The sequence below is a fragment of the Pseudomonas sp. 8 R 14 genome, from assembly GCF_900005955.1.
In the GTDB taxonomy this organism is placed as follows: domain Bacteria; phylum Pseudomonadota; class Gammaproteobacteria; order Pseudomonadales; family Pseudomonadaceae; genus Aquipseudomonas; species Aquipseudomonas marginalis.
Map to the genome: position 1 here is coordinate 422,519 of NZ_CVTH01000087.1, position 23,505 is coordinate 446,023.

The following is a 23,505-nucleotide window of genomic DNA, read 5'->3' on the forward strand; positions in this document are numbered from 1 at the left end:
CACCGAGCCTAGGCGAGGTGCCGAGTGTTGGGGCGAAGCGTTTTTGGTTACTTTTGGCGCTCTTCCAAAAGTGACCCGCTGTAAGAGCGGAACCCTAAGTGGTCGTGACCGCAGCAACGGATATGTACTCGGTCAAAGCCAACGACATGGTCGGCCCGAAGGCCGCCACGGAAGCAAACCACAGACCTCTGAAAGTTGTGTAGATACCTATGACCATCGGAGGCCCCCTCCCACATTTAGGTCGCAGGGCATCAGTTGGATAGGCGCCGGATCCCGAGCCGTCACAGCAACAATCTCCCAGCCCCAACAAAAAAATGCCCCCCCCGCCAAGGGATGGGCATTTTCCCTCCAACCATTACTGCTTGGCGTGCTTGGCCTGTACTTCAGGCATCGCCGAAGAATGATGGTTAAGAATTTTCCACTGGCCACCCACCTGCTCATAGACGAAGGTGTAGCGCGCCTGCACCTGACGCACCTTGCCATCCGACTCGGTCAGGGTGAAGGTGTAGACGCCACTGTCCATGGCCACGTTGCTGCCCAGCTGGCGGATCTCGCGGTAGTTGATCTGGCCCACCGGCTTGAGCGCCAGGAAGTGGTCGAAGTAGTCGGTGATCTGCTCCGGCGTCGTGCGCACCTGGTTGGAAACGGTCGGCTGCAACACAGCGCCCGGCGCGTAGAGGTCGACCACGGATTTCGCGTTGCCGGTCTGCAGGGCGCTGTTCCAGCGATCGAATAAACCGGCAATCTCGCGGTCTTTGACATTGGCCGGCGCCTGGGCGACTTCACGGTAGACATACGGGGCCGTCTCGGCAGCATGAACAAACGGTACGCTCAGGGCAAACATCAGGGCGATCGGGGCGATATCGAATTTCATTGCATTACTCCAGTGGTCGTCGTTGAGGCCACTTTGCCAACCTGCCCGCCAGCCGCCATCGGCCAACCGGAGGTATTTACCTATGCCATTTGGCAGATAGCGCCCAAGGGGTCCGACCATGTCTAATAGATCCCCCTCGCGCCCGCAGCAATGGAGCATCAACCATGCATGACACGCCCCATGATCCCGGCAGCGCCCTGGCCATGCGCGCGCACTTTCGCCAATCGCAAAGTCGTACGGCGCGCCTGCGCCTGTTGGTGGATACCGGCCAGGAATTGCGCCAACTGGCCCCCGACGCCATGCGCGAACGCGTGCTCGCGCGGGCCTGCGCGTTTCTGGCCATGGACCACGGGCTGCTGCAGGAGTGGGACGCCGAGGGCATCGCCTATACCAGCGCCCGCCATGGCACCCCGTCGCGCTTGGGCAGCCTGGCCGCCCTCGCCGACCGCAGCCTGCGCACGGCGTGCTGGCAGGAGCGTCCATCTGAGGACGTGCCCAGCGTCTTGCAAGTGCCGTTGCGCGCCGGTGACGGCGATGCCTTTGGTGTACTGGTGCTGGGCAATAGCGTCAGCCTGCGGGCGCCGGAGCACGAAGACAGCGAGTCCCTGCAACTGCTCGCCACATTACTGGCCGCCCACCTGGAAAACGACCGGCTGCTGAGCACCCTCAAGCTGCGCGACAAAACCCTGTCCGACCTGGTCAACCGCTTGCTTCGCGCCCAGGAAGACGAACGCAAACGCGTCGCCTACGACCTCCACGATGGCCTGGCGCAAACCCTGGCGGGCCTGCACCAGCGGCTGCAAGGCTTTGCCGGGCGCTGCCCGCCGCTGCCGGAGGCATTGGCCGCCGACCTGGAGGCGATTCTTACCCTGGCCCAACACTCGGTTGGCGAGGGCCGGCAACTGATTGCGGGCCTGCGTCCCACGGTGCTGGATGATTTCGGCTTGTTCAAAGCCCTCGATAAGGAAGCCGACCGCCTGCGTGACGCCGGCATCAACGTGGTGTGGCTGGCGCACTGTGAGACGCGCTTACCCAGCCAGGTGGAAATCGCCTTGTTCCGGATCGGCCAGGAAGCCATCAACAATGTGCTCAAGCATGCGCGCGCAAGCCAAGTGCAACTGGTCCTGGCGCTGCACGACGGCCAGGCGTCCCTGCGGCTGGACGACAATGGCCGAGGCTTCAAGGCAGAGCCATCAGCAGATGACGTCCAGCATCTGGGCCTCGCCACCATGCAGGAGCGCGCCAGCCTGTTGGGCGGCAGCTTCACCTGCGTCAGCACCGTCGACGGCGGTACCCGGCTGCACGCCCGCGTGCCTGCGCACTTGATTGGAGTCCCGCAATGACCCACGTCCTGCGCCTGGTGCTGGCGGACGACCATGAAGTCACGCGCACCGGCTTTGTCTCCCTGCTGGCCGGCCACCCGCAGTTCGAGGTGGTCGGCCAGGCCAGTGATGGCCTGCAGGCGGTGGAGCTGTGCGAACAGCTTCTGCCGGATATCGTCATCCTCGACATCCGCATGCCCGGGCTCAACGGCCTGGGCGCCGCACGCTTGCTGCAACAACGCCTGCCGGCGGTGAAGGTGGTGATGTTCACCATGGACGACAGCCCCGAGTACCTGGAGGCGGCCATGAATGCCGGTGCGGTGGGCTACTTGCTCAAAGACGCCAGCCGCGCCGAGGTGATCCATGCGCTACAACAAGTGGCCGCCGGTGGCGAGGCGCTCAACACGGCGGTCAGCGCCCGGCTGTTGCGGCGCATGACCGAACGCCAGGCCAGCGGTGCCGCCCCCGGCGAACCGCTCACCCCACGGGAACGCCAGGTCCTCGGCTTGGTCGCCAACGGCATGAGCAACCGCGCCATCGGCGAACACCTGGGCATTACCACCGGCACGGCCAAGGCCCATGTCGAGCGGGTGATCGGCAAGCTCGGCGCGGCTGACCGTACCCAGGCCGCCGTGCGGGGCATCGCCTTGGGCCTGGTGACACCCACATGAGGCGGCCCAAATGAGAAAGCGTTGGGCCGACCTGCCGCTGCGCGGCAAGGCGCTGGTGGTGATTTCACTGCCACTGGTGGTGCTGTTGCTGTCCCTGGTGCTGATCTACACCACGGAACGCCAGACCGCCCGTGCCGAAGAGGATGTGCGCCGGGTTTTACGCGTGCAAGGCGATATCCAGGCCGTGCATACCCTGCTCGCGGAAGCCGCCGCCAGTGTGCGCGGTTACCTGCTCACCCGCCGCGAAGACTTCCTGCCCAGCTACCTGAACGCCAAGCCCCAGATCGAGTCGGCCCTGCGCCGACTGGACCGCAACGTACGCGATCAACGGGTGCGCGAGCAGCTCAGCGCGATCAAGCCGCTGATCGACGGCAAGGTCGACGGGCTGGAGGAAATGCTCAAGGACAGCGACGCCACACCGGAGTCCATCAGTGCCATCCTGATCAGCAACAAGCACATCCTCGATGCCCTGCGCCAGCACATCAGCACCATGCTCACCCTTGAGGCGTCGTTGCTGGCCGAGCGCAGCGCCGCCGCCTCCGAAACCCGCCAACGCTTGTTGCTGTCGACCTGGCTGGCGGCGATCTGCGGCTTGTTCGGGGCGATTGTCGCGGTGCTGTTTCTGTCCAAGGGCATTGTCGCCCGGGTGCAGAATGTGCAGCGCAATGCCCAACGCCTGGCCCTGGGCTCGCCGCTGCTGCCACAGCCGCCGGAAAAAGACGAAATCGGCCAGTTGGGCACCAGCCTGGTGGAGGCCGGACTGTTGCTGGCCGAACGCGAACGCGCCTTGCGCGACAACGAAGAACGCTTGCGGCTGATCATCGATGGGGTCAAGGACTACGGGATCTTCGCCCTCGACACGGCGGGCCATGTCACCAGTTGGAACAACGGCGCCGAGCGGATCAAGGGCTATACCGAACAAGAGATAATCGGCCAGCATTTCTCGCTGTTCTACCTGCCCCAGGAATGCCCGCAGCACCCGGACATGGCGTTGCGCGAGGCCACCCGCAACGGTGATTACACCGAAGAAGGCTGGCGCTGCCGCAAGGACGGCACGCGGTTCTGGGCCAGCGTGGTGATCACGGCGCAATACGACGGCACCGGCGCCCTGCGCGGTTTTTCCAAGATCACCCGCGACATCACCGACCGCCGCGCGGCGGAGATCGCCCTGCGCACCGCCCGCGAGGAAGCCGAACGCGCCAGCCGCGCCAAAAGCCAATTCCTGTCGCGCATGAGCCACGAACTGCGGACCCCGCTCAACTCGATCCTGGGCTTTGCGCAACTGCTGGACATGGACGCGCCCAAGGCGCAAAAGGCCGATGTCGGTCATATTCTGCGCGCCGGCCAGCACCTGCTCACGCTGATTAATGAAGTGCTGGACATCGCCAAGATCGAGGCCGGAAGCCTGGCGTTGAATATCGTGCCGATCCCGCTTGCGGGCACCTTGCAAGAGGCGCTGACGCTGGTGTCGCCCATGGCCGCCGACGCAGGCGTGCAGTTGCGGCCGCTGCCAGCACTGGCGGCGGATACGGGCATCGTTGCCGACCGCCAGCGCCTGACCCAGGTGCTGCTGAACCTGCTGTCCAATGCGATCAAATACAACCGGCGCGATGGCCAGGTGAGCCTTGAGGTCGATATCCGTGGACAACGAGTCAGCGTGGCTGTGTGCGATACCGGCAACGGCATCGCAGCCGATCATATGGGGCAACTGTTCAAGCCTTTCGAACGCCTGGGGGCCGACCCGAATGTGGAAGGCAGCGGCCTGGGCCTGGCACTGAGTAAAAGCCTGCTGGAGAACATGGACGGCCGACTCAAGGTGCAGAGCCAGCCCGGCGTCGGCTCGCGCTTCACCCTGGAACTGCCCTTCGTGCGCGTGGCCCACGCCCAGAGTATTGCCACGCCCGGCATCGACACCGAATTGAAGCGCCCTGCTCCCGTCGTCAGCACCTTCGAGGGCAAGGTGTTGTGCATCGAGGACAACCTCTCCAGCCTGGCGCTGATCGAAACCCTGCTGCAACGTCGGCCCGGCATACGCCTGCTGTCGAGCATGCAAGGCCAACTGGGCCTGGACCTCGCCGCGCAGCATGCGCCACAGCTGATTCTGCTGGATGTGTCGCTGCCGGACATCAATGGTTTGAAGGTGCTGCAACGCCTGCGTCAGTCACCGATCACCCGCGAAACACCGGTGCTGATGATCACCGCCGACACCAGCGACCTTACCCGCCAGACCTTGCAGGAAGCCGGCGCCACCGCGGTATTGAACAAACCGATCAACGTGCCGGCGTTTCTCGCCCACCTCGACCAAGCTTTTCCGGAGCCCGCGTGAACCTCGACCTGCGTATCCTGATCATCGACGACCAACGCCCGAACCTCGACCTGGTGGAGCAACTGCTGGCACGCGAAGGGCTGACCAACGTGCTGAGCAGCACCCAGCCGCTGCGCACCCTGGAGTTGTTCAACAGCTTCGAGCCGGACCTGGTGATCCTCGACCTGCACATGCCGGAGTTCGACGGCTTTGCGGTGCTGGAGCAACTCAACCGGCGCATCCCCCAGGGTGAATACCTGCCGATCCTGGTACTCACTGCCGACGCGACCCGCGACACGCGCCTGCGTGCCCTGGCCCTGGGCGCCCGGGACTTCATCAGCAAACCCCTGGACGCGCTGGAAACCATGCTGCGGGTATGGAACCTGCTGGAAACCCGGGTGCTGTACAAGACCTTGCGTACGCTGGTGCCGGCGGACCGGATTGAGTTGTTGCAACGTAGCGGATCAACGGCTATTCGACGCTGCTAGGGCGATTGGCTCACAAATCCACCACGTCGCCACGCCGGGATGTTGTATACGGCGGCCCGACACCGGACAATCCCGCGCCCGTCCATTTCGCACTACAGGGATATTCCGCGCATGGCTGCTTCCAATAAATGGCTGATGTCATCGGTTGCTTATTACCTCGATTTCTTCACCGTTCCGCTGTTTGTGGTAGCTGCCCTCTATCTGGCGCCCTTTGAGCCCTGGCTGGCACTGTCGGGCCTGCTGGCCTGGACGCTGGTGGAGTATTCGGCGCACCGTTTCCTGTTCCATTCGCTGTATCGCCGCGAGCATTGGACCCACCATATCGACGTGCTGGCCTACATCGGCGTGTCCAGCTGGAAAACCAGTTCGACCTTCGCCGTGCTGTTGTTGCTCGCCTGGTCCATCGGCCTCACCTCGGCGTTTATCGGCGCGGTGACGGGCTATTTCGTCTACATCTCGCTGCACTACGTGATGCACCGCCCGCAGCATTGGGCCTACGCCTTTATTCCGGGATTGGTGGCCAATCACGACCTGCATCACCGCAAAGGCATCGAGAAGAACTTCGGTGTGTCTTCGCCGCTGTGGGACCATGTGTTTCGCACTTATATTCGGGTTGAGGCGGATGCAGAGCCGGCCTGAGCCCCCTCAGTGCTGATAAATCTCCCCAGGGGGGATGCCTCGGGGAGCAGCAATTTACTGCGCTCAAGGCAAAACGGCAGGATCCAGAGTTTCAAGCCCTCGGCGCTCTTGAAATCGAAAACGGGCAAGGGTTCGCAGAACGACTCTGTCCATGGATAGATCAGAACGGCGTGCCCGGCGTCCTTCAAGTAGAGGTGGGCGTACGCATGGAGCTGGTAAAAGTCGGCCTGGCTGAGCTTGTACTTCTCGAAACGGTTGCCTTTGGCGCGATCCAATAACTTCCATTTGGTGTCGAGCACCATTCGCGGCTGCGTGCCCTCTTGAACCAGCAGGTCGGGCTTCAGGCGGAACCAGTTCTCGTCCTTGTGCACCACCAGGTGCTCGCGGCTGACCTGGGTTTTCAGGCCAAAGCCGTCCTCCAACTGGCGCGCCAGATGCTTCGCCACATAGGCCTCAAAAACCGCCTCCATCGGAAACAACAACGACGGCACGTGATGCTGGCCGGCGCCCGGTACGGGGCTGTTGCCCTGCAGGATGAGCCGCGCCCATTCAAGGGCAGGTTCGTAATATGCCATGCCCCGGTCCAGCCGGATGCGTTTGAAGTCCTGCGCCACATCGGTGGGCAGCGGCACATCAGCGAAAACAAAACACAACTCGCGCGCCAGACGCTGATTGGCGGGCGCGCTGCACATACCCAGTGCTTTGCGCAGGGCCGCATGAATCAGGCGATTTTCAGCACGGTCCGGAGTGAACTCATCGTGCTCGGTAAAGAACCGGTCGCGCCGCACCAGATTCTCCGAGAGGTGACGCGCCATCACCAGCTTGCCGCGCAGGCTGGATAAGTTGGCTTGCCGGGCGGTGTAATCACTGCGCAGCCCTTTCCTGACGACATGCCTGACCGTCTCGAGAAACTGTTGCAGGAACACCTCGAGTAGCGGCATTCGGTCAGCCTGAAGATCGGCATTCAGCGTCTTGAGGTGACGAAAACCGCGCAGGCACTTGAGCATCTCGATCAGTTTCCGGCGCGCCAGGGACGCTGATGTTTCGCTGCCGATCTTGGGCAGGATCTCGATCTGGAAACCGCAAGGTGCACGCAGGACGCCCACATAGCTGGTCACCTGGATAACGCGCTGCCCTCGGCGGCTGGTCAGTCTGAGCCAGGCAGGTGCGTGCTCGTCGGCTTTCAGGCATTGCTCTTCCAGCCAGGCAAATACGCGCCCGGGGATTACCGTTGCGCTCACCCCGTCGCCAGACTCCACCAGCCTGCCGTACTCAAAGATCTGTACGGCACTCATTCGGCGACAGGCTTGAATAGCGTCGAATAGATACCGATGTACGCTTGCGGTATGTTGAAGGTGTCAGCATTCAGGCTATAGCGTGGCCGTAGCGCATACTCGTCCCACTCATCACTCGAACCAAACAGGTTCGTGGCCCCTCTGCCCGACTCAACATCGCGTACAAACTGGAGCTCAGGCGCTTTCTTTTGGTTGTCGCCCAGTACCAGCCTTATTTTCTGCCAATCGTCGAAAAAGTACTCCTCCAGCAGCGGGATGATCCGGGTTCTGAAAAGCGTGGCCAAGGCCCCGAAACGCTGCTCCGAGGACATGCCTTTCAATGGCGTGAAATAGGCATGCCCGATGGTGTGCTCACGGTCATACAACGCTTCGATGCGCATGTTCAGGGCGGTCAACAGTTGTTCCAGGTCAATCTGGTGATCGCCCTTGGACACCGTGACACCCTTCAATACACGGGGATCCGGCATCAGTTCGATGAACTCGAAGCGGCGGCGCAAGGCGGTATCGACCAGCGCCAACGAACGGTCGGCGGTGTTCATCGTGCCGATCACGTCGACGTTCAAAGGCACGCTGAACGGCTTGCCTGAATAGGGCAGTGTCAGTGTCACCGAATTGACCTCACCTTCACGCTTGTCGAGTTCGATCAAGGTGATCAGTTCGCCGAAAATCTTGCTGATGTTGCCTCGGTTGATTTCGTCGATCACCATCGCGTACTGATGCGCAGGGTCCTTCCTGGCCCGCTCGCACAGGCGCAAGAAAGCACCCGGTTTAATCTCATAACGAACGTCGCCGGTGGTGGTCGCATCCGCATGAGCAGCGGTGCTGTCGAAAATCACCGGACGCAGCCCTTCGACAAATTCTTCGTAGCCGTAAGACTGGTGGAAGGTAACGAATTCGAAGCGTTGCGAAGGGTAGTCGGCCTCGAGCAGACGTTGCAAGGTCCAGGTTTTGCCCGTGCCGGGCGGCCCGAAATAGATTTGATTGCGGGTGATGATATTGGCCTCAGACAGCGCACTGTCACCCAGCAATACGTCCTCTTCCATGGCGACAACCTCTTCGATGCGGTACTGATCCGGCCAATAGCCAATGCGGCTGGAACGCTGGCCTCGTTTTGCCGAAACGCCCTGTTTCTGCGCATTGGCCGCTTCAACCAACGCCACCAGTTCAGGGCTCAACTTCTGGTTCAGCGGCACGGCATCCAGGCCGTCAAACGCCAACCATCGGACTTCGACACAATCAAAGCGCACAAACAGTGCCGCCATCGTCGATCCCCGAATGGCGCTTTTTTCTTTCCCGCCGAATACCAACTGAGTGTTGGTGGCTTTCGTGGCCCACCAGTCAAAACCCAACTCATGAACCGCGATGGCAAGACGCACAAACAACTGCGTCATTTCGCTGCTCCACTTTGGCTGCCGTTCTCTGAAATCCTTGCAGCACTGAAAATGCTGCAACAGTTGCGCAGCGTTCGGCGTTGTAATCAAACCCAGTTGTTCGGCCACTTGGTTGTACCCGATTGGGAAATGGTTGATGGCGTGTGCGCTCCACTCGATGATTCCCGAGAGGCCTATCGCCAGGCCTTCTTCGGCCGACATGAGCGCAACAATCGGCGAGTCGTGGTAAGGCCCACGGATTTCGTCGTAGCGCCTGCGCAGGGAGGCATCGTCGAGTTTGGCGTCGACCAGATCGATCTTGACGAAGAAACCGTCAACGGCGTCGATGCCTACGGTGTAGGCCAGCTCCAGGGGAGCATCCGCGTACGGATAGATACGCGACCAGTTGTAGGCCACGAACTTTCTGTTCCACTGGTCTATGGGTCGGCGAATGGTTTTAGTGGAGCCTTGGGGGAAGAGACGTTCCTGTAAAGTCTCAGCCCACCGCTTGGTGATGTCATAGGCGTTGCGCAGTTGGCTGTAAGCGTCGCGATGGGTGGTATCGGTCTTGTCGAAGACCTTTTCGTGCCATTCGCTCAGGCATGCGAATTGGTCACGGGTAAAGTTGGTGGGTACCACGTGCTGAAATTCCTTCCCTTGAAAGTGATTTCATACTGCCATCAGTGCTTAAGGCTTGGATAGTAGCGAGGTCAAAATGTTTACGGAAAGTCGCGCGTCTGCTCCACAGCCTGCTTGGCGATTGTTTTTATTACGAACAAATCTAGCCGCCCATACACCTGCGCTGCCAACCTTATCTACGCTCTAGCCCGTGCCAGGAGGCGCATTGAAGAGTCCATGACGGACCCACTGTCTCCCGGCGCCTGATGCCTAGGAGATACCGATGAGAATGGAAACCCATCGCCCCCGGCCCGGGTTCGGCTGTGCGCTGTTTGGCGCGTTGCTGAGCCCCCTGGTCGTCGCGGCCCCCACGTTGTCTACGCAAATACCCTTCGATGTCACGGCGACCCCGCCCTTTTCCCTGTCCAGCCTGCAAGCCAACTTCGATGAAATGTCGTGGCAGACGTTCATCGCGCTGAACTGGCCGGCCCTGGACACGGGTCAACCCAACAGCGCTGTGCAGATCGGCCAGCAGGACGCGGCCACCGTGTGGGAAAGCTATAAGGAGAGCTATCAGATATTCCTGGCCCAAGGGCAGAAGCCGCTGCCCTTTCATGCGCCCGCCAGCGTGCCGAAAGCCTGTGAAGGCAAGGGTTCCGGGCGCTTGCTGCAACAGATGGGCAAGGTTCCGGATGTGCTCGACGAGTTTATCCAGCCGTTTGAAAGCGGCCCCCTGGTGGACCAGAGCGGCGTGTACACGCGCAATGAAATCGTGGTCAACCAAGCCATGTTCGACGGCATCGTCAACAACGGCCTCTACAGCATCCAGGGCCAACAGGCGTTTTTTGCCGCCAGCCCGACCAATGCCGTGGCGTTCAGTTGCGGTAACCCGAGCACCAGTGAGGTGGGTTCGCTGATGGTCAAGGCCGCGTGGAAGGTGTTGGACGGCAACGACAATCCCGCCAGCTTCCATAGTGTCGATGCCCTGGTGTATACGCCGGGCAACAGCGACCCGAGCAAGGGGCCGGTGGTGGCCGAGTCCTGCGTGGCCGAGCCGGTCGGGCTGGTGGGCCTGCATATCGTGCACAAGACCACCAGCGCGCCGCAGTGGGTGTGGTCGACCTTCGAACACGTCGACAATGTGCCGGAAAAGACCACGCCGCCCGCCGAGCGCAAAGGCCCGTACCTGTTCTACAACGCCAGCAGCCAGGCCGAGGTCAACCAGCCGCCGCCCCGGCCATGGAACCCGGCGGTGAAGGCCACGCCCTCGCAGATCGTGCGCGAGATACCGTTGACGGATGAAACCAAGGCCCTCAACACCACCTACCAGACCCTGCTGCGCACGGTGAATCCCAACAGTGTATGGGCCAACTACCAGTTGATCAGCACCCAGTGGCCAACACTCAGCGGCCAGCCGCCGTGCCAGATCTCCGCCACCAAGCCGCTGGGCAACCCGGCACCGTCGTTCCTCGCCAATGCCACGCTGGAGACCTATATCCAGGGCACCGTACCCCAGGCGTCGTCCAGTTGCATCGCCTGTCACGGCAATGCCGCCACCCACGTGACCCAGTCGCCGCGCACCAGCTTCGCGGACTTCACCTACCTGCTCGAACGCGCCCAATCCACCGGTGTGACAAGGAGTCAGCCATGAGTACCGACCTGGACAATTTCACTGGCCTGAGCGTGGTGCTCACCGGCATCGATCAGGAACTGCTGGCGCCGTCGGTAGACCCCATCGGCCTGCCCAGCACCTTTCTCAACTTCATCGGCCCGCGTGTCGGGCAAAGCGTGCTCAGCGCCCTGCTGGCCCAGTACGCCACGCTGGCGGCCGAGCAGGCGACACCGCAGCAAATCGGCACAGCGATCCTGATGCAGAACGGCCAACCGGCACCGACGCAAACCGCCCAGGTGGCACGCGCGATCATGAAGCTCTGGCTGCTGGGCGTGTGGTACCAGCCGTATACCCAGGGCGCGTTCCCGCTCGGCGAGCAAACCGTGGTGAGTGACGAGGCCTACACCCAGAGCTGGGCGTGGAGTATTGCCCAGGCCCACCCCATGGGCTACAGCGAGTTCTTCTTCGGCTACTGGAACAGCCCGCCGCCCAGCCTGGAAGACTTCACCGGGGTTAACGCCAGCACGCAGCCAGGAGCATCGTCATGAGTAGCGAACAAGCAGATGTGGTGATTGTCGGTGCGGGCCTTGCGGGCAGCCTCATTGCCTATCAATTGGGCCTGGCCGGGGTGCAAGTGCTGGTGCTGGAATCGGGGCCGGAGATCCCGCCCAATCGCAACCAGTACCTGGAGCGTTTCTATACCGCGACGTTGAAGACGCCCGAATCACCCTACCCGCCGGTGAGCACCTTGAGCCCGCTGCGCAAGCCGGCCGAACAGAACGCACCGCGCGCGACCATCGCCGACCTGATCAATGACAACTGGAAAAACCCCGAGGTCAGCTACCTGGTGCAAAAAGGCCCGCTGCCGTTCACCAGTACCTATGAGCGCGTGGGCGGCGGCACTACCTGGCACTGGGTCGCCACCTGCCTGCGCATGCTGCCGAATGATTTCCGGATGAAATCCCTGTACGGCGTGGGGGTGGACTGGCCGATCAGCTACAACGACCTGCAAAGCGCCTATTGCCGTGCCGAAGCGGAGATCGGTGTGGCGGCGAACGTGGCCGACCAGGCGTACCTGGGCATTACCTTCCCGGCCAACTATGAATACCCGATGACCAGCATCCCGCTGTCGCTGGTCGATGGCAGCTTCGTCAGCGCGGTGCAGGGCCAGTCATTCGAGGGCCTGCCCCTGGTGGTCAGTCCGACGCCGGCCGGGCGCAACTCGCAGCCGTATGCCGGGCGACGGGTGTGCGCGGGTAACACCAACTGCACACCGATCTGCCCGATCCAGGCCAAGTACGATGCCACGGTGACCATGAACAACGCGCTCAACACCGGCAATGTGCGGGTGCTGTACAAGACCGTGGCGAGCAAGGTCACCGTGGGGGCGGACAACAGCATCAGCGGTATCGAGTTCATCCAGTACCAGCTTGGTGACGGACCACCGACCGGCACCGGCGTTGCGGTGGGGCAACGTTATGTGATCGCCGCCCATGCCATCGAGACGCCCAAGTTGCTGCTCAATTCCACCAGCAGCGCCTGGCCCAACGGCGTGGCCAACAGCAGCGGCCAGGTCGGGCGCAGCCTGGCGGACCACCCGATCTACCTGGCCTGGGGCCTGATGCCCGAGGGCAAGACGGTGTTCCCGTATCGCGGCCCGGTGTCCACCTCCGGCATCGAAAGCCTGCGCGACGGCGCGTTCCGCAGCCAGCGCGCGGCCTGGCGGATCGAGATCGGCAACGAGGGCTTCAACTGGCCGATCGGCGATCCCTACACCACCGTCGCCGACCTGATTGATGGCACCAACGTCAGCAAGACCAACCCGCTGCCAAACACACCGGGCGCGCCCCAGGTGCTGTTCGGCACGGCGCTGGTGCAACAGCTGAACAACCTGCTCACGCGGCAATTTCGGATAGGCTTCCTGGTGGAGCAAGTGGAGGAAGATCCCAATAACGCCAACTGCTATATCGTGCCTTCCGGCCAATACAAGGACCGCCTGGGCATACCCCGCCCGGAAATCCACTACGACCTGTCCGACTACACCAAGGAAGGCTTCAAACAGGCGCGGATCCTGGCCAGCCATGTCATCACCGAACTGCTCGGGGCTACCGAACTGACTGCCGACATCCCGCCCGGGGTGTTCACCTACCAAGGGCAATCCTATTCGTTCCAGGGTGCCGGGCATTTGATGGGCACCTACCGCATGGGGGACGACCCCAAGACCTCGGTGGTGGACAAGACCCAACGCAGTTGGGACCACAACAACCTGTTCCTGGTGGGTGATGGCGTGTTCCCCACCACCGGCACCTCCAACCCCAGCCTGACCATCGCCGCGCTGTCGATCCAGGCCGGCGACACCCTGTGCAACGAGCTCAAGGCCGCGACAGTACAGGTGCAGGCCAACCAGCCATGGCAAGGCACTGGCGTGCAGATCAGCGGCCCGAGCCCGCGCCTGGTGCGGTATGTCAGCAGCAAGTGGCTGGCCAGCCCGGTGGGCGGCATGGTCGATGGCAACGGCAGCCCCGGGCTGATCGCCAAGGCGGGCTACACCTTGCCGGGAGCCAATGAGGGCGCGCTGATTGGCCGTGTGAGCAGCAGCGGGACACCGTTTCTGGTGGGTGACCTGGCGGAGATTCCGGCGGGGCAGACCGGGGAATTGCAGCTGTGCATCAACGATGATCTGGAGGGGCGTTATGGCATTGGGTTGGGGGATAACCAGGGGGCGCTGACGGTGCAGGTGGGGTTCGGTACCACGTAGGGTCCTGGGCTGCGGGGAAAACCCGCAGCCCATTTTTTTTAGGTGGCTGGCAGACAGTCGAAAATGGCTACTCGCCACTACTTGAATCGATAGGTAAACTTCAAACCCATGCACCTCGGGGGTGGTCCCCGGTCTCTAATGTCATAGGAAACAGGTGGACATTCATGGAAGAAAGTCATATCTGGCTCGGCGAGCTATTAGCACGCGCACAGGCCAGTCAGCTTCAGAGCGAGATGACGGACGCTCAATTCCAGCAGGTTTTGCTCTATGTCCTCGCCGTGCAAATCGTGGACTGGGACAGCCCTAAATGGGTCAAGGAGCGGGAGACTAAGTACTGGGTCTACCACGACACCATTCAGGCCTGCGTGCACATGCTGATGGAGCACTGTGGCCTCGCCGAAAAAATCACTGCATGCGACGAACAGACCTACGAACAGCTATCAGTGCTGTTGGATGAGGTCACGGAGCAACTGGACGGAGAAGAGTGCCTCAACCTGTTCGACGCACTTTTTTATTTTCTTGCCACCCAAGCCCGTTTCGACCGCCGCCATGCCCAGATCAGCGGAGCACTCGCCACCGGCTTGGCGCGCGATGAAGGGCTGATCGACCTGGAGCCCTATAGTGGCGAAGCCTTCGTCAAGCATTTCGACCTCCATCAGGGCCGGTTTGCATACTTGCTTGTTGAAGGTAGCGCGGCCCTACACCACTTGACCCGACTCAGACTGATCGTGCAAGGCGTCAATGCCGAACTGATCCAAGGTCTGCCGAATGACTTCAAACGTGAGGGCCTGTCACTGCTGGATAACCCGGTCGACTTGAAACAGCCCTTCGTCTCACTGTTACAACGGACCGAAGAAGGCACGTTAACGGGGCGAACACTGATGGTGTTCACGCCTGGCCGGACCCCAACCCCCGCCTCCCTGGATAAACTCAAGCAACACCTGTCCAGCAATGACCTGCTTGAAGCCGTGTTCGATTTCACGAGCTATAACGACGCTGGCAACGCCACCCGCTACTACGCCTGGTTGTTGAATAGCCAAAAATCCCAGGCAGACAGAACGTTGTGCATCGACACACGCAAATTGCTGTCTGGGATTCGGGGGGTCAGCGCAGAAGAGCTCGCCTACTTCTCAGCAGCGATTTACCAGATATGGAGGTCAGATGGAGCGTTGCGCTTTAGCCAATACCCTGAGTCGAAGCTGCTGGGTTCACTCAAAGGGCTGTTTGCCCAATGGTTCGACACTGGGTATGAGGATGTCGACGGCGTTTGCGTAGAATTGGACACCAAGGATGTGCTCAGGACCCGCATCGGCGGGACTCGGGTTCCGTCCGTTGATCGAGTACGGGAAATTTCACTGCTCGACCGGCGCCCGCTGGAGCACCTGCTCGCGCAACCAGGCAGCGTATCTTCCTGCACCTACGTCATCGGTAACAATGGCGCCGGCAAAAGCCTGTTGTTGGCTTCTCTGGTTGACCACCTGCAGCAACAGTCCACCGCCAGTGTGGCCATTGTGGTCGGGCCGATTGACCGTTTTCCCTTGGGCAATCGCGAGAAGTATCCTCATTATCGCTACCTGGGCGACCGGACGAGTACCGGGTATTCATCGCAAACCATCGAGCGCAAGTTGATCGACCTGTTGGTCGAAACGGTCGAGATACCTGAGCGCCTGGCGTTGCTGGAAAACCTGCTTGAGCGCATGGGCCTCAAACAGCGCCTGTACCTTGCGCCCAATGGTGCATTCAACGAACTGCTGCGACCACTCGACCTGGCCGCCCAAGTCATTCCCCTTGCCCTCGCGGTCAGTGAACATGTTTCCCTCAAGGGACTGAGTCTCGCATTGAGTCGCCAAGGCCATTCCAACCTGCTGAAATTCACCGACCTCAGCTCCGGCGAACAACAGGTGCTGCTCTTGTTCGCCAAAATCATGGCAAGCGCCGGCCCCGGCAAAGTGCTGCTGATCGATGAGCCAGAAGTGAGCCTGCATGTCGGTTGGCAGCAGTTGCTGCCGAGCCTGTTCAGCCTGATGGCAGAACGTCTGCAAACCCGGTTCGTGATTGCCACCCATTCACCGACGCTGGTTGCCAATGCCAAGGACAACCTGAGCCATTGTTTTATGGCCAAGGACAATCAACTGACAGAAATTGCGCCTGAACAGCGCCACTCAGTAGAGACCATCCTGCTCAAGGGCTTCGAGACCTACACCCCGCACAACCGGGAAGTCGCCGAGCGCTGCGCGGCGCTTGTGACAGAGGCGATTCGAGCAACCAACCGGGGCCAGGCGGGTAAGTATGCCCAACAACATGAAGACCTCAGGAAAGCACTGGAATACATGACAACCATCATGAAGACCTCCGGTGACGCCGAAGACAAGCGCTACCAACAGGACCTGCAACTCATCGACCACGCGAGTCTTGCCATCACCGAAACCTTTGCCCTTGCGCAACAGGCGTTGCCAGCATGACCCGCCCCACCGGCGAGCCGAAGGCAGCGCTCCCCTACAGCGAACAGCGCAAGTTTCTGCACGCATTGCGCAAGGGGGCAAAAGCTTTTGATAAAACTATCTGGGGCAAGCTGGGCGACCCTGCCAAAGCCGACTGTGCGGCGCTCAAAAAACGCTTGCGCGTAGCGCTGAAAAGCCGCCAGGAGCCCAGGTGTTGTTACTGCAAGCGCTGGTTGCTTAACCATGCGAGTGCAGCACCCATCGAACACGTGCTGTCACGCGACACCTATCCTCAATTCGCCTTGCATCCGCGCAACCTGGCGATTGCGTGTGTCGATTGCAATTCGGTCAAGGGCAAGGCCGACTGGGGCAAGTTCCCTGGCGCCCCGGCGCTTTACCCCACGGCAGACGTCATGACCTTCTTTCATCCCCGTCACCATCGCTACGATGAACATATCCGCTTCATCCGTATGGAAACCAATCGCCAGGAGTTCGTCAGCTATCACGGCCTCACGCCCCAAGGACAACACCTGTGCACCCAATTACTCAGCGCTGTGGTCGGTAAGCGCAGCCTTAAGCGCAGCTACCCCGCGCTGGCGGGCTGGCAACGCACCATCGACGACTTGGATGCCCAGGGCGACTCAACAGACCGCCCAGAACTGCAAGCCTTTCGCCATGCCATGGAAATAACGATTGCCGAACGGCTGAACGACGGCGGCAAGGCCAGCGCACTGTGGGTGGTTCCAGATGACGCCACCAAAGATGCTGCACCTAAAACATCGGGCCGCAAACACACTCGGTCACGCAAACAGCAACTCGCTCATGATCCCATTCGCGCTATCCAGGAACAGCTTGCATTCGACTGATCGCGCAGACGTCAAGCTACACCGCAATCTGGATATGTAGCCTCAACACAAAGGACCTGAGAGGTTCGTTACACACGCAACAACAGTCTTTTGTCATCACGCCCATTGATAGCCCCCTAACGAAACCCCCATGCTAGAGGGCTAACCCCGCGCTTATATCATTCCGAATGATAGTTACCTTTGCTTCATTCGATTCGTGACATACCGCCTCGCCGCGCATGATCCGCCCATCTCAAATACATTGGCGGATGCACCTCATGGAACAGTCACTCAAACATTTGCGCTTCCCCCTGGCGATCCTGGCCGTGGTGGTGATGAGCGCGTGCGGCAAGACCCCGGAACAAGCGGCCGCCATGCCACCGGCAAAAGTCAGCGTGGCCAAGGTGCTTGAGCAGCCGGTCAACGAGTGGGATGAATTCACCGGTCGCCTGGAAGCGCCCGAAACCGTACAGATTCGTCCACGGGTCTCTGGCCAGATTGACCAAGTCGCTTTCACCGAAGGCGCTTTGGTCAAGAAAGGCGACCTGCTGTTCCAGATCGACCCGCGTCCGTTCCAGGCCGAAGTGCGCCGCCTGGAAGCCCAACTGGCTCAAACCAAAGCCGCCGCCACCCGCAGCGACAACGAAGCCCAGCGCGGCGAACGCCTGCGCCAGAGCAATGCGATCTCCGCCGAACTGGCCGACTCGCGCACCACCGCCGCCCAGGAAGCCCGCGCCGCCGTCGCCGGGATCCAGGCGCAGTTGGACCTGGCCAAGCTGAACCTGAGCTTCACCCGCGTGACTTCGCCGATCAGCGGCCGCGTCAGCCGTGCCGAAATCACCGCCGGCAACCTGGTGACCGCCGACGTCACCGCGCTGACCAGCGTGGTCTCCACCGACAAGGTCTACGCCTACTTCGACGCCGATGAACGTGTGTACCTCAAGTACACCGAACTCGCTCGCCAAGGCCGTCGTGGCGCTACCACCCCGGTGTACCTGGGCCTGTCGAATGAAACCGGCAACCCGCACCTGGGCCAGATGAACTTCGTCGACAACCAGGTCAACCCGGCCACCGGCACCATCCGTGGGCGCGCCGTGTTCGATAACAGCAAGGGCGAATACACCCCTGGCCTGTATGCGCGCCTGAAGCTGGTCGGCAGCGGCACCTACTCCGCCGTGCTGATCAACGACGAGGCCGTCGGCACCGACCTGGGCAAGAAGTTCGTGCTGGTGATGGAAGGCGACAAGCCGGCGTATCGCGCGGTAGAACTGGGGCCGAAGATCGAAGGCCTGCGCATCGTGCGCAGCGGCCTGAATAAGGACGACACCATTATCGTCAAGGGCCTGCAACGCGCACGCCCCGGCTCGCCGGTCGCCCCGGAAACCATCCCGATGGCCAGCAAGGAAACCCTCGCCGCCTTGGCCCAACAACGACAAGCGCTTGAAGCCAGCAACCTGGAGCAAGTGGCGCCGGAAAAAACCGCGCCCAAGCTCGCAGCCGTTGCGTCTCCACGCGGTTAAGGGATACGACTCAAGATGAATTTTTCCAAGTTCTTCATTTCACGGCCGATCTTCGCAGCGGTGCTGTCGCTGCTGATCCTGATCGCCGGTGCGATCTCGCTGTTCCAGTTGCCGATCAGCGAATACCCGGAGGTGGTGCCGCCGACCGTGGTGGTGCGCGCCAACTTCCCGGGCGCCAACCCCAAGGTCATCGGTGAAACCGTGGCCGCGCCGCTGGAGCAAGCCATCACCGGCGTCGAGGGCATGCTGTACATGTCCTCGCAATCGACGGCCGACGGCAAGCTGACCCTGACCATCACCTTCGCCCTGGGCACCGACCTGGACAATGCGCAGGTGCAGGTGCAAAACCGGGTGACACGGACTCAGCCAAAACTGCCTGAGGAAGTGACGCGCATCGGTATCACCGTGGACAAGGCCTCCCCCGACCTGACCATGGTGGTGCACTTGACCTCCCCGGATCAGCGCTACGACATGCTGTACCTGTCCAACTACGCGATCCTCAATATCAAGGATGAGCTGGCCCGCCTGGGCGGCGTCGGCGACGTGCAGTTGTTCGGCATGGGCGACTACTCCCTGCGTGTATGGCTGGATCCGAACAAGACCGCCTCGCGCAACCTGACCGCCACCGATGTGGTCACCGCGATCCGCGAGCAGAACCGCCAGGTGGCAGCCGGTGCCCTGGGCGCCCAGCCTGCACCGTCTGACACCAGCTTCCAGTTATCGGTGAACACCCAGGGCCGCCTGGTCACCGAGGAAGAGTTCGAGAACATTGTGATCCGCGCCGGCGCCAACGGTGAAATCACGCGCCTCAGGGACATCGCCCGGGTCGAGTTGGGATCGAGCCAATACGCACTGCGCTCGCTGATCGATAACCAGCCGGCCGTCGCGATTCCGATTTTCCAGCGCCCCGGCTCCAATGCCATCGACATCTCCAACGATGTGCGCGCCAAGATGGCCGAGCTGAAAAAGAGCTTCCCGGCCGGCATGGATTACCGCATCGCCTATGACCCGACGATCTTTGTGCGCGGTTCCATCGAAGCGGTGGTGCACACCCTGTTCGAAGCGCTGATCCTCGTGGTGCTGGTGGTGATCCTGTTCCTGCAGACCTGGCGCGCCTCGATCATTCCGTTGGTGGCGGTGCCGGTCTCGTTGATCGGGACCTTTGCGGTGATGCACCTGTTCGGCTTCTCGCTCAACGCGCTGTCGCTGTTCGGATTGGTACTGGCCATCGGCATCGTGGTGGACGACGCCATCGTGGTGGTGGAGAACGTCGAACGTAATATCGAGCTGGGCCTGGAGCCGTTCCCGGCGACTGAAAAAGCCATGAGCGAAGTGACCGGGCCGATCATCGCCACGGCGCTGGTGCTGTGTGCGGTGTTCATTCCAGCGGCGTTTATCAGTGGCTTGACCGGGCAGTTCTACAAACAGTTCGCCTTGACCATTGCGATCTCGACGGTGATCTCGGCGTTCAACTCGCTGACCCTGTCCCCTGCCCTGGCCGCCGTGTTGCTGCGCGGTCACGACGCACCGAAGGATCGTTTCTCGAAGGTCCTCGACAAGCTCCTCGGTGGCTGGCTGTTCCGTCCCTTCAACCGCTTTTTCGAAAAGTCCAGCCATGGCTACGTGAGTACCGTACGCCGGGTGATTCGCGGCACGGGCATTGCCCTGTTCGTGTACGCCGGCCTGATGGTGCTGACCTTCTTCGGGTTTGCCCACACCCCGACCGGCTTCGTACCGGCCCAGGATAAGCAATACCTGGTGGCTTTCGCCCAACTGCCCGACGCTGCGAGCCTGGACCGCACCGAAAACGTGATGAAGCGCATGTCGGAGATCGCCCTGAAGCAGCCCGGTGTGGAAGCTGCGATTGCCTTCCCCGGCCTGTCGATCAACGGGTTCACCAACAGCCCGAACAGCGGCATTGTGTTCGTGACCCTGAAGCCGTTCGATGAGCGTAAAGACCCGAGCATGTCCGCTGGGGCAATTGCCGGTGCGTTGAATGGCCAGTACGCCAACATCGAAGAAGCCTACATGGCGATCTTCCCACCGCCGCCGGTACAGGGCCTGGGCACCATCGGCGGGTTCCGCCTGCAGATCGAAGACCGTGGCAACCTCGGCTATGACGAGCTGTACAAAGAAGTGCAGAACGTCATCACCAAGAGCCGTGGCGTGCCCGAGTTGTTCGGCCTGTTCACCAGCTACACGGTCAACGTGCCCCAGGTCGATGCCGCCATCGACCGCGAAAAGGCCAAGACCCACGGCGTGGCGATCAGCGACATCTTCGACACCCTGCAGGTCTACCTGGGTTCCTTGTATGCCAACGACTTCAACCGCTTCGGGCGTACCTACCAGGTCAACGTGCAGGCTGAACAACAGTTCCGCCAGGACGCCGACCAGATCGGCCAGCTGAAAGTACGCAACAACAAGGGCGAGATGATCCCGCTGGCGACCTTTATCAAGGTCAGCGACACCTCGGGGCCGGACCGCGTGATGCACTACAACGGCTTTATCACCGCCGAGATCAACGGCAACGCGGCACCGGGCTACAGCTCCGGCCAGGCCCAGGCGGCGATTGAAAAACTGTTGAAGGATGAACTGCCCAACGGCATGACCTACGAGTGGACCGACCTGACCTATCAGCAAATCCTCTCGGGCAACACTGCGCTGTTCGTGTTCCCGCTCTGCGTACTGCTGGCGTTCCTGGTCCTGGCCGCCCAATACGAAAGCTGGAGCCTGCCGCTGGCGGTGATCCTGATCGTCCCGATGACGCTGCTGTCGGCCATTACCGGGGTAATCATCTCCGGTAGCGACAACAACATCTTCACCCAGATCGGCCTGATCGTACTGGTGGGCCTGGCGTGCAAGAACGCGATTCTGATCGTCGAGTTCGCCAAGGACAAACAGCAGGAAGGCCTCGACCCGCTCGCTGCGGTACTGGAAGCCTGCCGCCTGCGTCTGCGGCCGATCCTGATGACCTCGTTCGCCTTCATCATGGGTGTGGTGCCACTGGTGTTGTCCAGCGGTGCCGGTGCCGAGATGCGTCATGCCATGGGCGTGGCGGTGTTCTCCGGGATGATCGGGGTGACCTTCTTCGGCCTGTTGCTGACACCAGTGTTCTACGTACTGATCCGTCGCTATGTGGAGCGCAGCGAAGCGCGCAAAGCGGCCAAGGCCTTGAAGCTGGAGACACAGCAATGAGTGTGAAAGTATTCCTGCCGAGCTTGCTGGTCCTGGCGCTGAGCGCCTGTGCCGTGGGCCCGGACTACAAGACCCAGACCCCGGAGGCGGCGAACATCACCGCCGCCGCGGACGCCAAGCAGTATGACCACGCCAAGTTCGAAGGCATCTGGTGGCAGCAGTTCGACGACCCGACCCTCAACCAGCTGGTCACACAATCGCTGCAAGGCAACCGTGATCTGCGCGTGGCGTTTGCCCGTCTGCGGGCCGCGCGGGCGATTCGTGATGACGCCAGCAACGACGCCATGCCGACCATTACCAGCCGCGTCAGCAGCGACCAGGGCAAGGGCCAGATCCCCGGCCAGACCACCCGCCGGGTCAAGACCGAGCGTTACGACCTGGGCCTGGACATGGCCTGGGAACTGGACCTGTTCGGGCGCATCCAGCGCAACCTGGAAGCCACCGACGCCGACCAGCAAGCCGCCGAGGCCGACCTGTACCAACTGCAAGTCACCCTGATTGCCGAACTGGTGGACGCCTACGGCCAACTGCGCGGCGCGCAACTGCGTGAACGCATCGCCCTCGACAACCTGAAGAACCAGCAGGACTCGCGCACCATCACCGTCAGCCTGCGCGACGCCGGTGTGGGTGACCAACTCGACGTGGAGCGTGCCGACGCACGCCTCGCAGCAGTGGAGGCCAGCGTGCCGCAACTGCAGGCCGAACAGGTGCGTGAGCGCAACCGCATCGCCACCCTCCTCGGCCAGCGCCCCGACAAGCTGACCGTGGACCTGGGCCCGAAAGACCTGCCGGCGATTGCCAAGGCGTTGCCGATCGGCGACCCGGGGCAACTGCTGCAACGGCGCCCGGACATCCTCAGCGCCGAACGCAAACTGGCCGCCGCCACCGCGCGTATCGGCGTAGCCAAGGCCGACCTGTTCCCACGGGTCAGCCTCAGCGGGTTCCTCGGCTTCACCGCCGGGCGCGGTTCGCAGATCGGTTCATCCGCCGCAAATGCCTGGGCCCTGGGCCCGAGCATCACCTGGGCCGCCTTCGACCTGGGCAGCGTCCGCGCCCGCCTGCGGGGTGCAGACGCCGAAGCCGATGGCGCCCTGGCGACCTACGAGCAGCAAGTGCTGCTGGCGCTGGAAGAGTCCGAGAATGCCTTCAGCGATTACGGCAAGCGTCAGCAACGCCTGGTCTCGCTGATCCGCCAAAGCGAATCCAGCCGCGCCGCCGCCGACCTCGCCGCGATCCGCTACCGCGAAGGCACCGTGGACTTCCTCGTCCTGCTCGACGCGCAACGCGAACGCCTGGCCGCCGAAGACTCCCAGGCCCAGGCCGAAGTGGACCTGTATCGCGGGATTGTGGCGATCTACAAGGCGCTGGGAGGTGGCTGGAAGCCAGACACCGTCGTGGCGACTGCCAAGTAACGTAAAGAGCTCCTTTGGTTGGTCGCATCCAGCCAATTTTTAGCCCCGTGGCCTATTTGGTCATGGGGCTTTTTTTGTTTGGAGCGTCCTAAAATGTTGAAAGTTACTTCTGTAAGCGAAACAAGAAGTCCTTCGTAGGT

General features: G+C 61.7%; 16 protein-coding genes. 13 read left to right on the forward strand and 3 right to left on the reverse strand.

The genetic code is table 11. The annotated features are described in order from the left end of the window. Nucleotides 1–355 precede the first annotated feature (355 nt). Nucleotides 356–874: an SgcJ/EcaC family oxidoreductase gene (locus tag BFQ01_RS27380; RefSeq protein WP_065927722.1), complete on the reverse strand. Its 519-nt coding sequence runs from the start codon at nt 872–874 to the stop codon at nt 356–358. Nucleotides 875–1,038: 164 nt separating this feature from the next. Between BFQ01_RS27380 and BFQ01_RS27385 the strand changes: the two genes are divergently transcribed. From BFQ01_RS27385 to BFQ01_RS27405, 5 genes are all read left to right on the forward strand, one after another. Further along, nucleotides 1,039–2,217: a sensor histidine kinase gene (locus tag BFQ01_RS27385; protein WP_065927723.1), complete on the forward strand. Its 1,179-nt coding sequence runs from the start codon at nt 1,039–1,041 to the stop codon at nt 2,215–2,217. Continuing rightward, the gene (locus BFQ01_RS27390) at nt 2,214–2,867 is read left to right on the forward strand and encodes a response regulator (RefSeq protein ID WP_065927724.1); all 654 of its coding nucleotides are present in this window, start codon (nt 2,214–2,216) and stop codon (nt 2,865–2,867) included. Before BFQ01_RS27385 ends, BFQ01_RS27390 begins: the two co-directional genes overlap by 4 nt. A 10-nt stretch (nt 2,868–2,877) precedes the next feature. Further along, nucleotides 2,878–5,193 (forward strand): ATP-binding protein, encoded by a 2,316-nt coding sequence (locus tag BFQ01_RS27395; protein ID WP_065927725.1) that lies wholly within the window; start codon nt 2,878–2,880, stop codon nt 5,191–5,193. Beyond that, a complete protein-coding gene (locus BFQ01_RS27400; RefSeq protein WP_065927726.1) occupies nt 5,190–5,660 on the forward strand; it encodes a response regulator in 471 nt (156 codons plus the stop codon). Before BFQ01_RS27395 ends, BFQ01_RS27400 begins: the two co-directional genes overlap by 4 nt. A gap of 111 nt (nt 5,661–5,771) precedes the next feature. Then, nucleotides 5,772–6,299, forward strand: coding sequence for a sterol desaturase family protein (locus tag BFQ01_RS27405; RefSeq protein WP_065927727.1), 528 nt, complete (start codon nt 5,772–5,774; stop codon nt 6,297–6,299). Here BFQ01_RS27405 and BFQ01_RS27410 read toward each other — a convergent pair. Beyond that, nucleotides 6,263–7,594, reverse strand: a complete 1,332-nt coding sequence (locus tag BFQ01_RS27410; RefSeq protein WP_065927728.1) for an McrC family protein — start codon at nt 7,592–7,594, stop codon at nt 6,263–6,265. The two genes, BFQ01_RS27405 and BFQ01_RS27410, sit on opposite strands and share 37 nt — an antisense overlap. Then, entirely contained in the window at nt 7,591–9,603 is a 2,013-nt protein-coding gene (locus BFQ01_RS27415; RefSeq protein WP_065927729.1) for an McrB family protein, read from the reverse strand. The genes BFQ01_RS27410 and BFQ01_RS27415 overlap by 4 nt, the downstream gene beginning before the upstream one ends. Before the next feature lie 262 nt (nt 9,604–9,865). On the opposite strand from BFQ01_RS27415, the gene BFQ01_RS27420 reads away from it, so the two are divergent. From BFQ01_RS27420 to BFQ01_RS27455, 8 genes are all read left to right on the forward strand, one after another. Further along, nucleotides 9,866–11,233, forward strand: coding sequence for a cytochrome C (locus BFQ01_RS27420; RefSeq protein ID WP_065927730.1), 1,368 nt, complete (start codon nt 9,866–9,868; stop codon nt 11,231–11,233). Next, the gene (locus BFQ01_RS27425; RefSeq protein WP_065927731.1) at nt 11,230–11,742 is read left to right on the forward strand and encodes a sorbitol dehydrogenase; all 513 of its coding nucleotides are present in this window, start codon (nt 11,230–11,232) and stop codon (nt 11,740–11,742) included. The genes BFQ01_RS27420 and BFQ01_RS27425 overlap by 4 nt, the downstream gene beginning before the upstream one ends. Then, a complete protein-coding gene (locus BFQ01_RS27430; protein ID WP_065927732.1) occupies nt 11,739–13,952 on the forward strand; it encodes a GMC family oxidoreductase in 2,214 nt (737 codons plus the stop codon). The genes BFQ01_RS27425 and BFQ01_RS27430 overlap by 4 nt, the downstream gene beginning before the upstream one ends. A gap of 164 nt (nt 13,953–14,116) precedes the next feature. Next, entirely contained in the window at nt 14,117–16,414 is a 2,298-nt protein-coding gene (locus tag BFQ01_RS27435) for an AAA family ATPase (RefSeq protein WP_065927733.1), read from the forward strand. Next, nucleotides 16,411–17,259, forward strand: a complete 849-nt coding sequence (locus BFQ01_RS27440; protein ID WP_065927734.1) for an HNH endonuclease — start codon at nt 16,411–16,413, stop codon at nt 17,257–17,259. The genes BFQ01_RS27435 and BFQ01_RS27440 overlap by 4 nt, the downstream gene beginning before the upstream one ends. A 257-nt stretch (nt 17,260–17,516) precedes the next feature. Continuing rightward, a complete protein-coding gene (gene mexE, locus BFQ01_RS27445; protein WP_065927800.1) occupies nt 17,517–18,758 on the forward strand; it encodes a multidrug efflux RND transporter periplasmic adaptor subunit MexE in 1,242 nt (413 codons plus the stop codon). Nucleotides 18,759–18,773: 15 nt separating this feature from the next. Further along, nucleotides 18,774–21,953, forward strand: a complete 3,180-nt coding sequence (locus tag BFQ01_RS27450; protein ID WP_065927735.1) for an efflux RND transporter permease subunit — start codon at nt 18,774–18,776, stop codon at nt 21,951–21,953. Continuing rightward, nucleotides 21,950–23,365, forward strand: a complete 1,416-nt coding sequence (locus tag BFQ01_RS27455; protein ID WP_065927736.1) for an efflux transporter outer membrane subunit — start codon at nt 21,950–21,952, stop codon at nt 23,363–23,365. Before BFQ01_RS27450 ends, BFQ01_RS27455 begins: the two co-directional genes overlap by 4 nt. Nucleotides 23,366–23,505 lie beyond the last annotated feature (140 nt).

Coding starts and splice junctions, on each gene's coding strand:
- BFQ01_RS27380 (WP_065927722.1), bottom strand. CDS start 874: ATGAAATTCGATATCGCCCCGATCGCCCTGATGTTTGCCCTGAGCGTA.
- BFQ01_RS27385 (WP_065927723.1), top strand. CDS start 1,039: ATGCATGACACGCCCCATGATCCCGGCAGCGCCCTGGCCATGCGCGCG.
- BFQ01_RS27390 (WP_065927724.1), top strand. CDS start 2,214: ATGACCCACGTCCTGCGCCTGGTGCTGGCGGACGACCATGAAGTCACG.
- BFQ01_RS27395 (WP_065927725.1), top strand. CDS start 2,878: ATGAGAAAGCGTTGGGCCGACCTGCCGCTGCGCGGCAAGGCGCTGGTG.
- BFQ01_RS27405 (WP_065927727.1), top strand. CDS start 5,772: ATGGCTGCTTCCAATAAATGGCTGATGTCATCGGTTGCTTATTACCTC.
- BFQ01_RS27410 (WP_065927728.1), bottom strand. CDS start 7,594: ATGAGTGCCGTACAGATCTTTGAGTACGGCAGGCTGGTGGAGTCTGGC.
- BFQ01_RS27420 (WP_065927730.1), top strand. CDS start 9,866: ATGAGAATGGAAACCCATCGCCCCCGGCCCGGGTTCGGCTGTGCGCTG.
- BFQ01_RS27425 (WP_065927731.1), top strand. CDS start 11,230: ATGAGTACCGACCTGGACAATTTCACTGGCCTGAGCGTGGTGCTCACC.
- BFQ01_RS27430 (WP_065927732.1), top strand. CDS start 11,739: ATGAGTAGCGAACAAGCAGATGTGGTGATTGTCGGTGCGGGCCTTGCG.
- BFQ01_RS27435 (WP_065927733.1), top strand. CDS start 14,117: ATGGAAGAAAGTCATATCTGGCTCGGCGAGCTATTAGCACGCGCACAG.
- BFQ01_RS27440 (WP_065927734.1), top strand. CDS start 16,411: ATGACCCGCCCCACCGGCGAGCCGAAGGCAGCGCTCCCCTACAGCGAA.
- mexE (WP_065927800.1), top strand. CDS start 17,517: ATGGAACAGTCACTCAAACATTTGCGCTTCCCCCTGGCGATCCTGGCC.
- BFQ01_RS27450 (WP_065927735.1), top strand. CDS start 18,774: ATGAATTTTTCCAAGTTCTTCATTTCACGGCCGATCTTCGCAGCGGTG.
- BFQ01_RS27455 (WP_065927736.1), top strand. CDS start 21,950: ATGAGTGTGAAAGTATTCCTGCCGAGCTTGCTGGTCCTGGCGCTGAGC.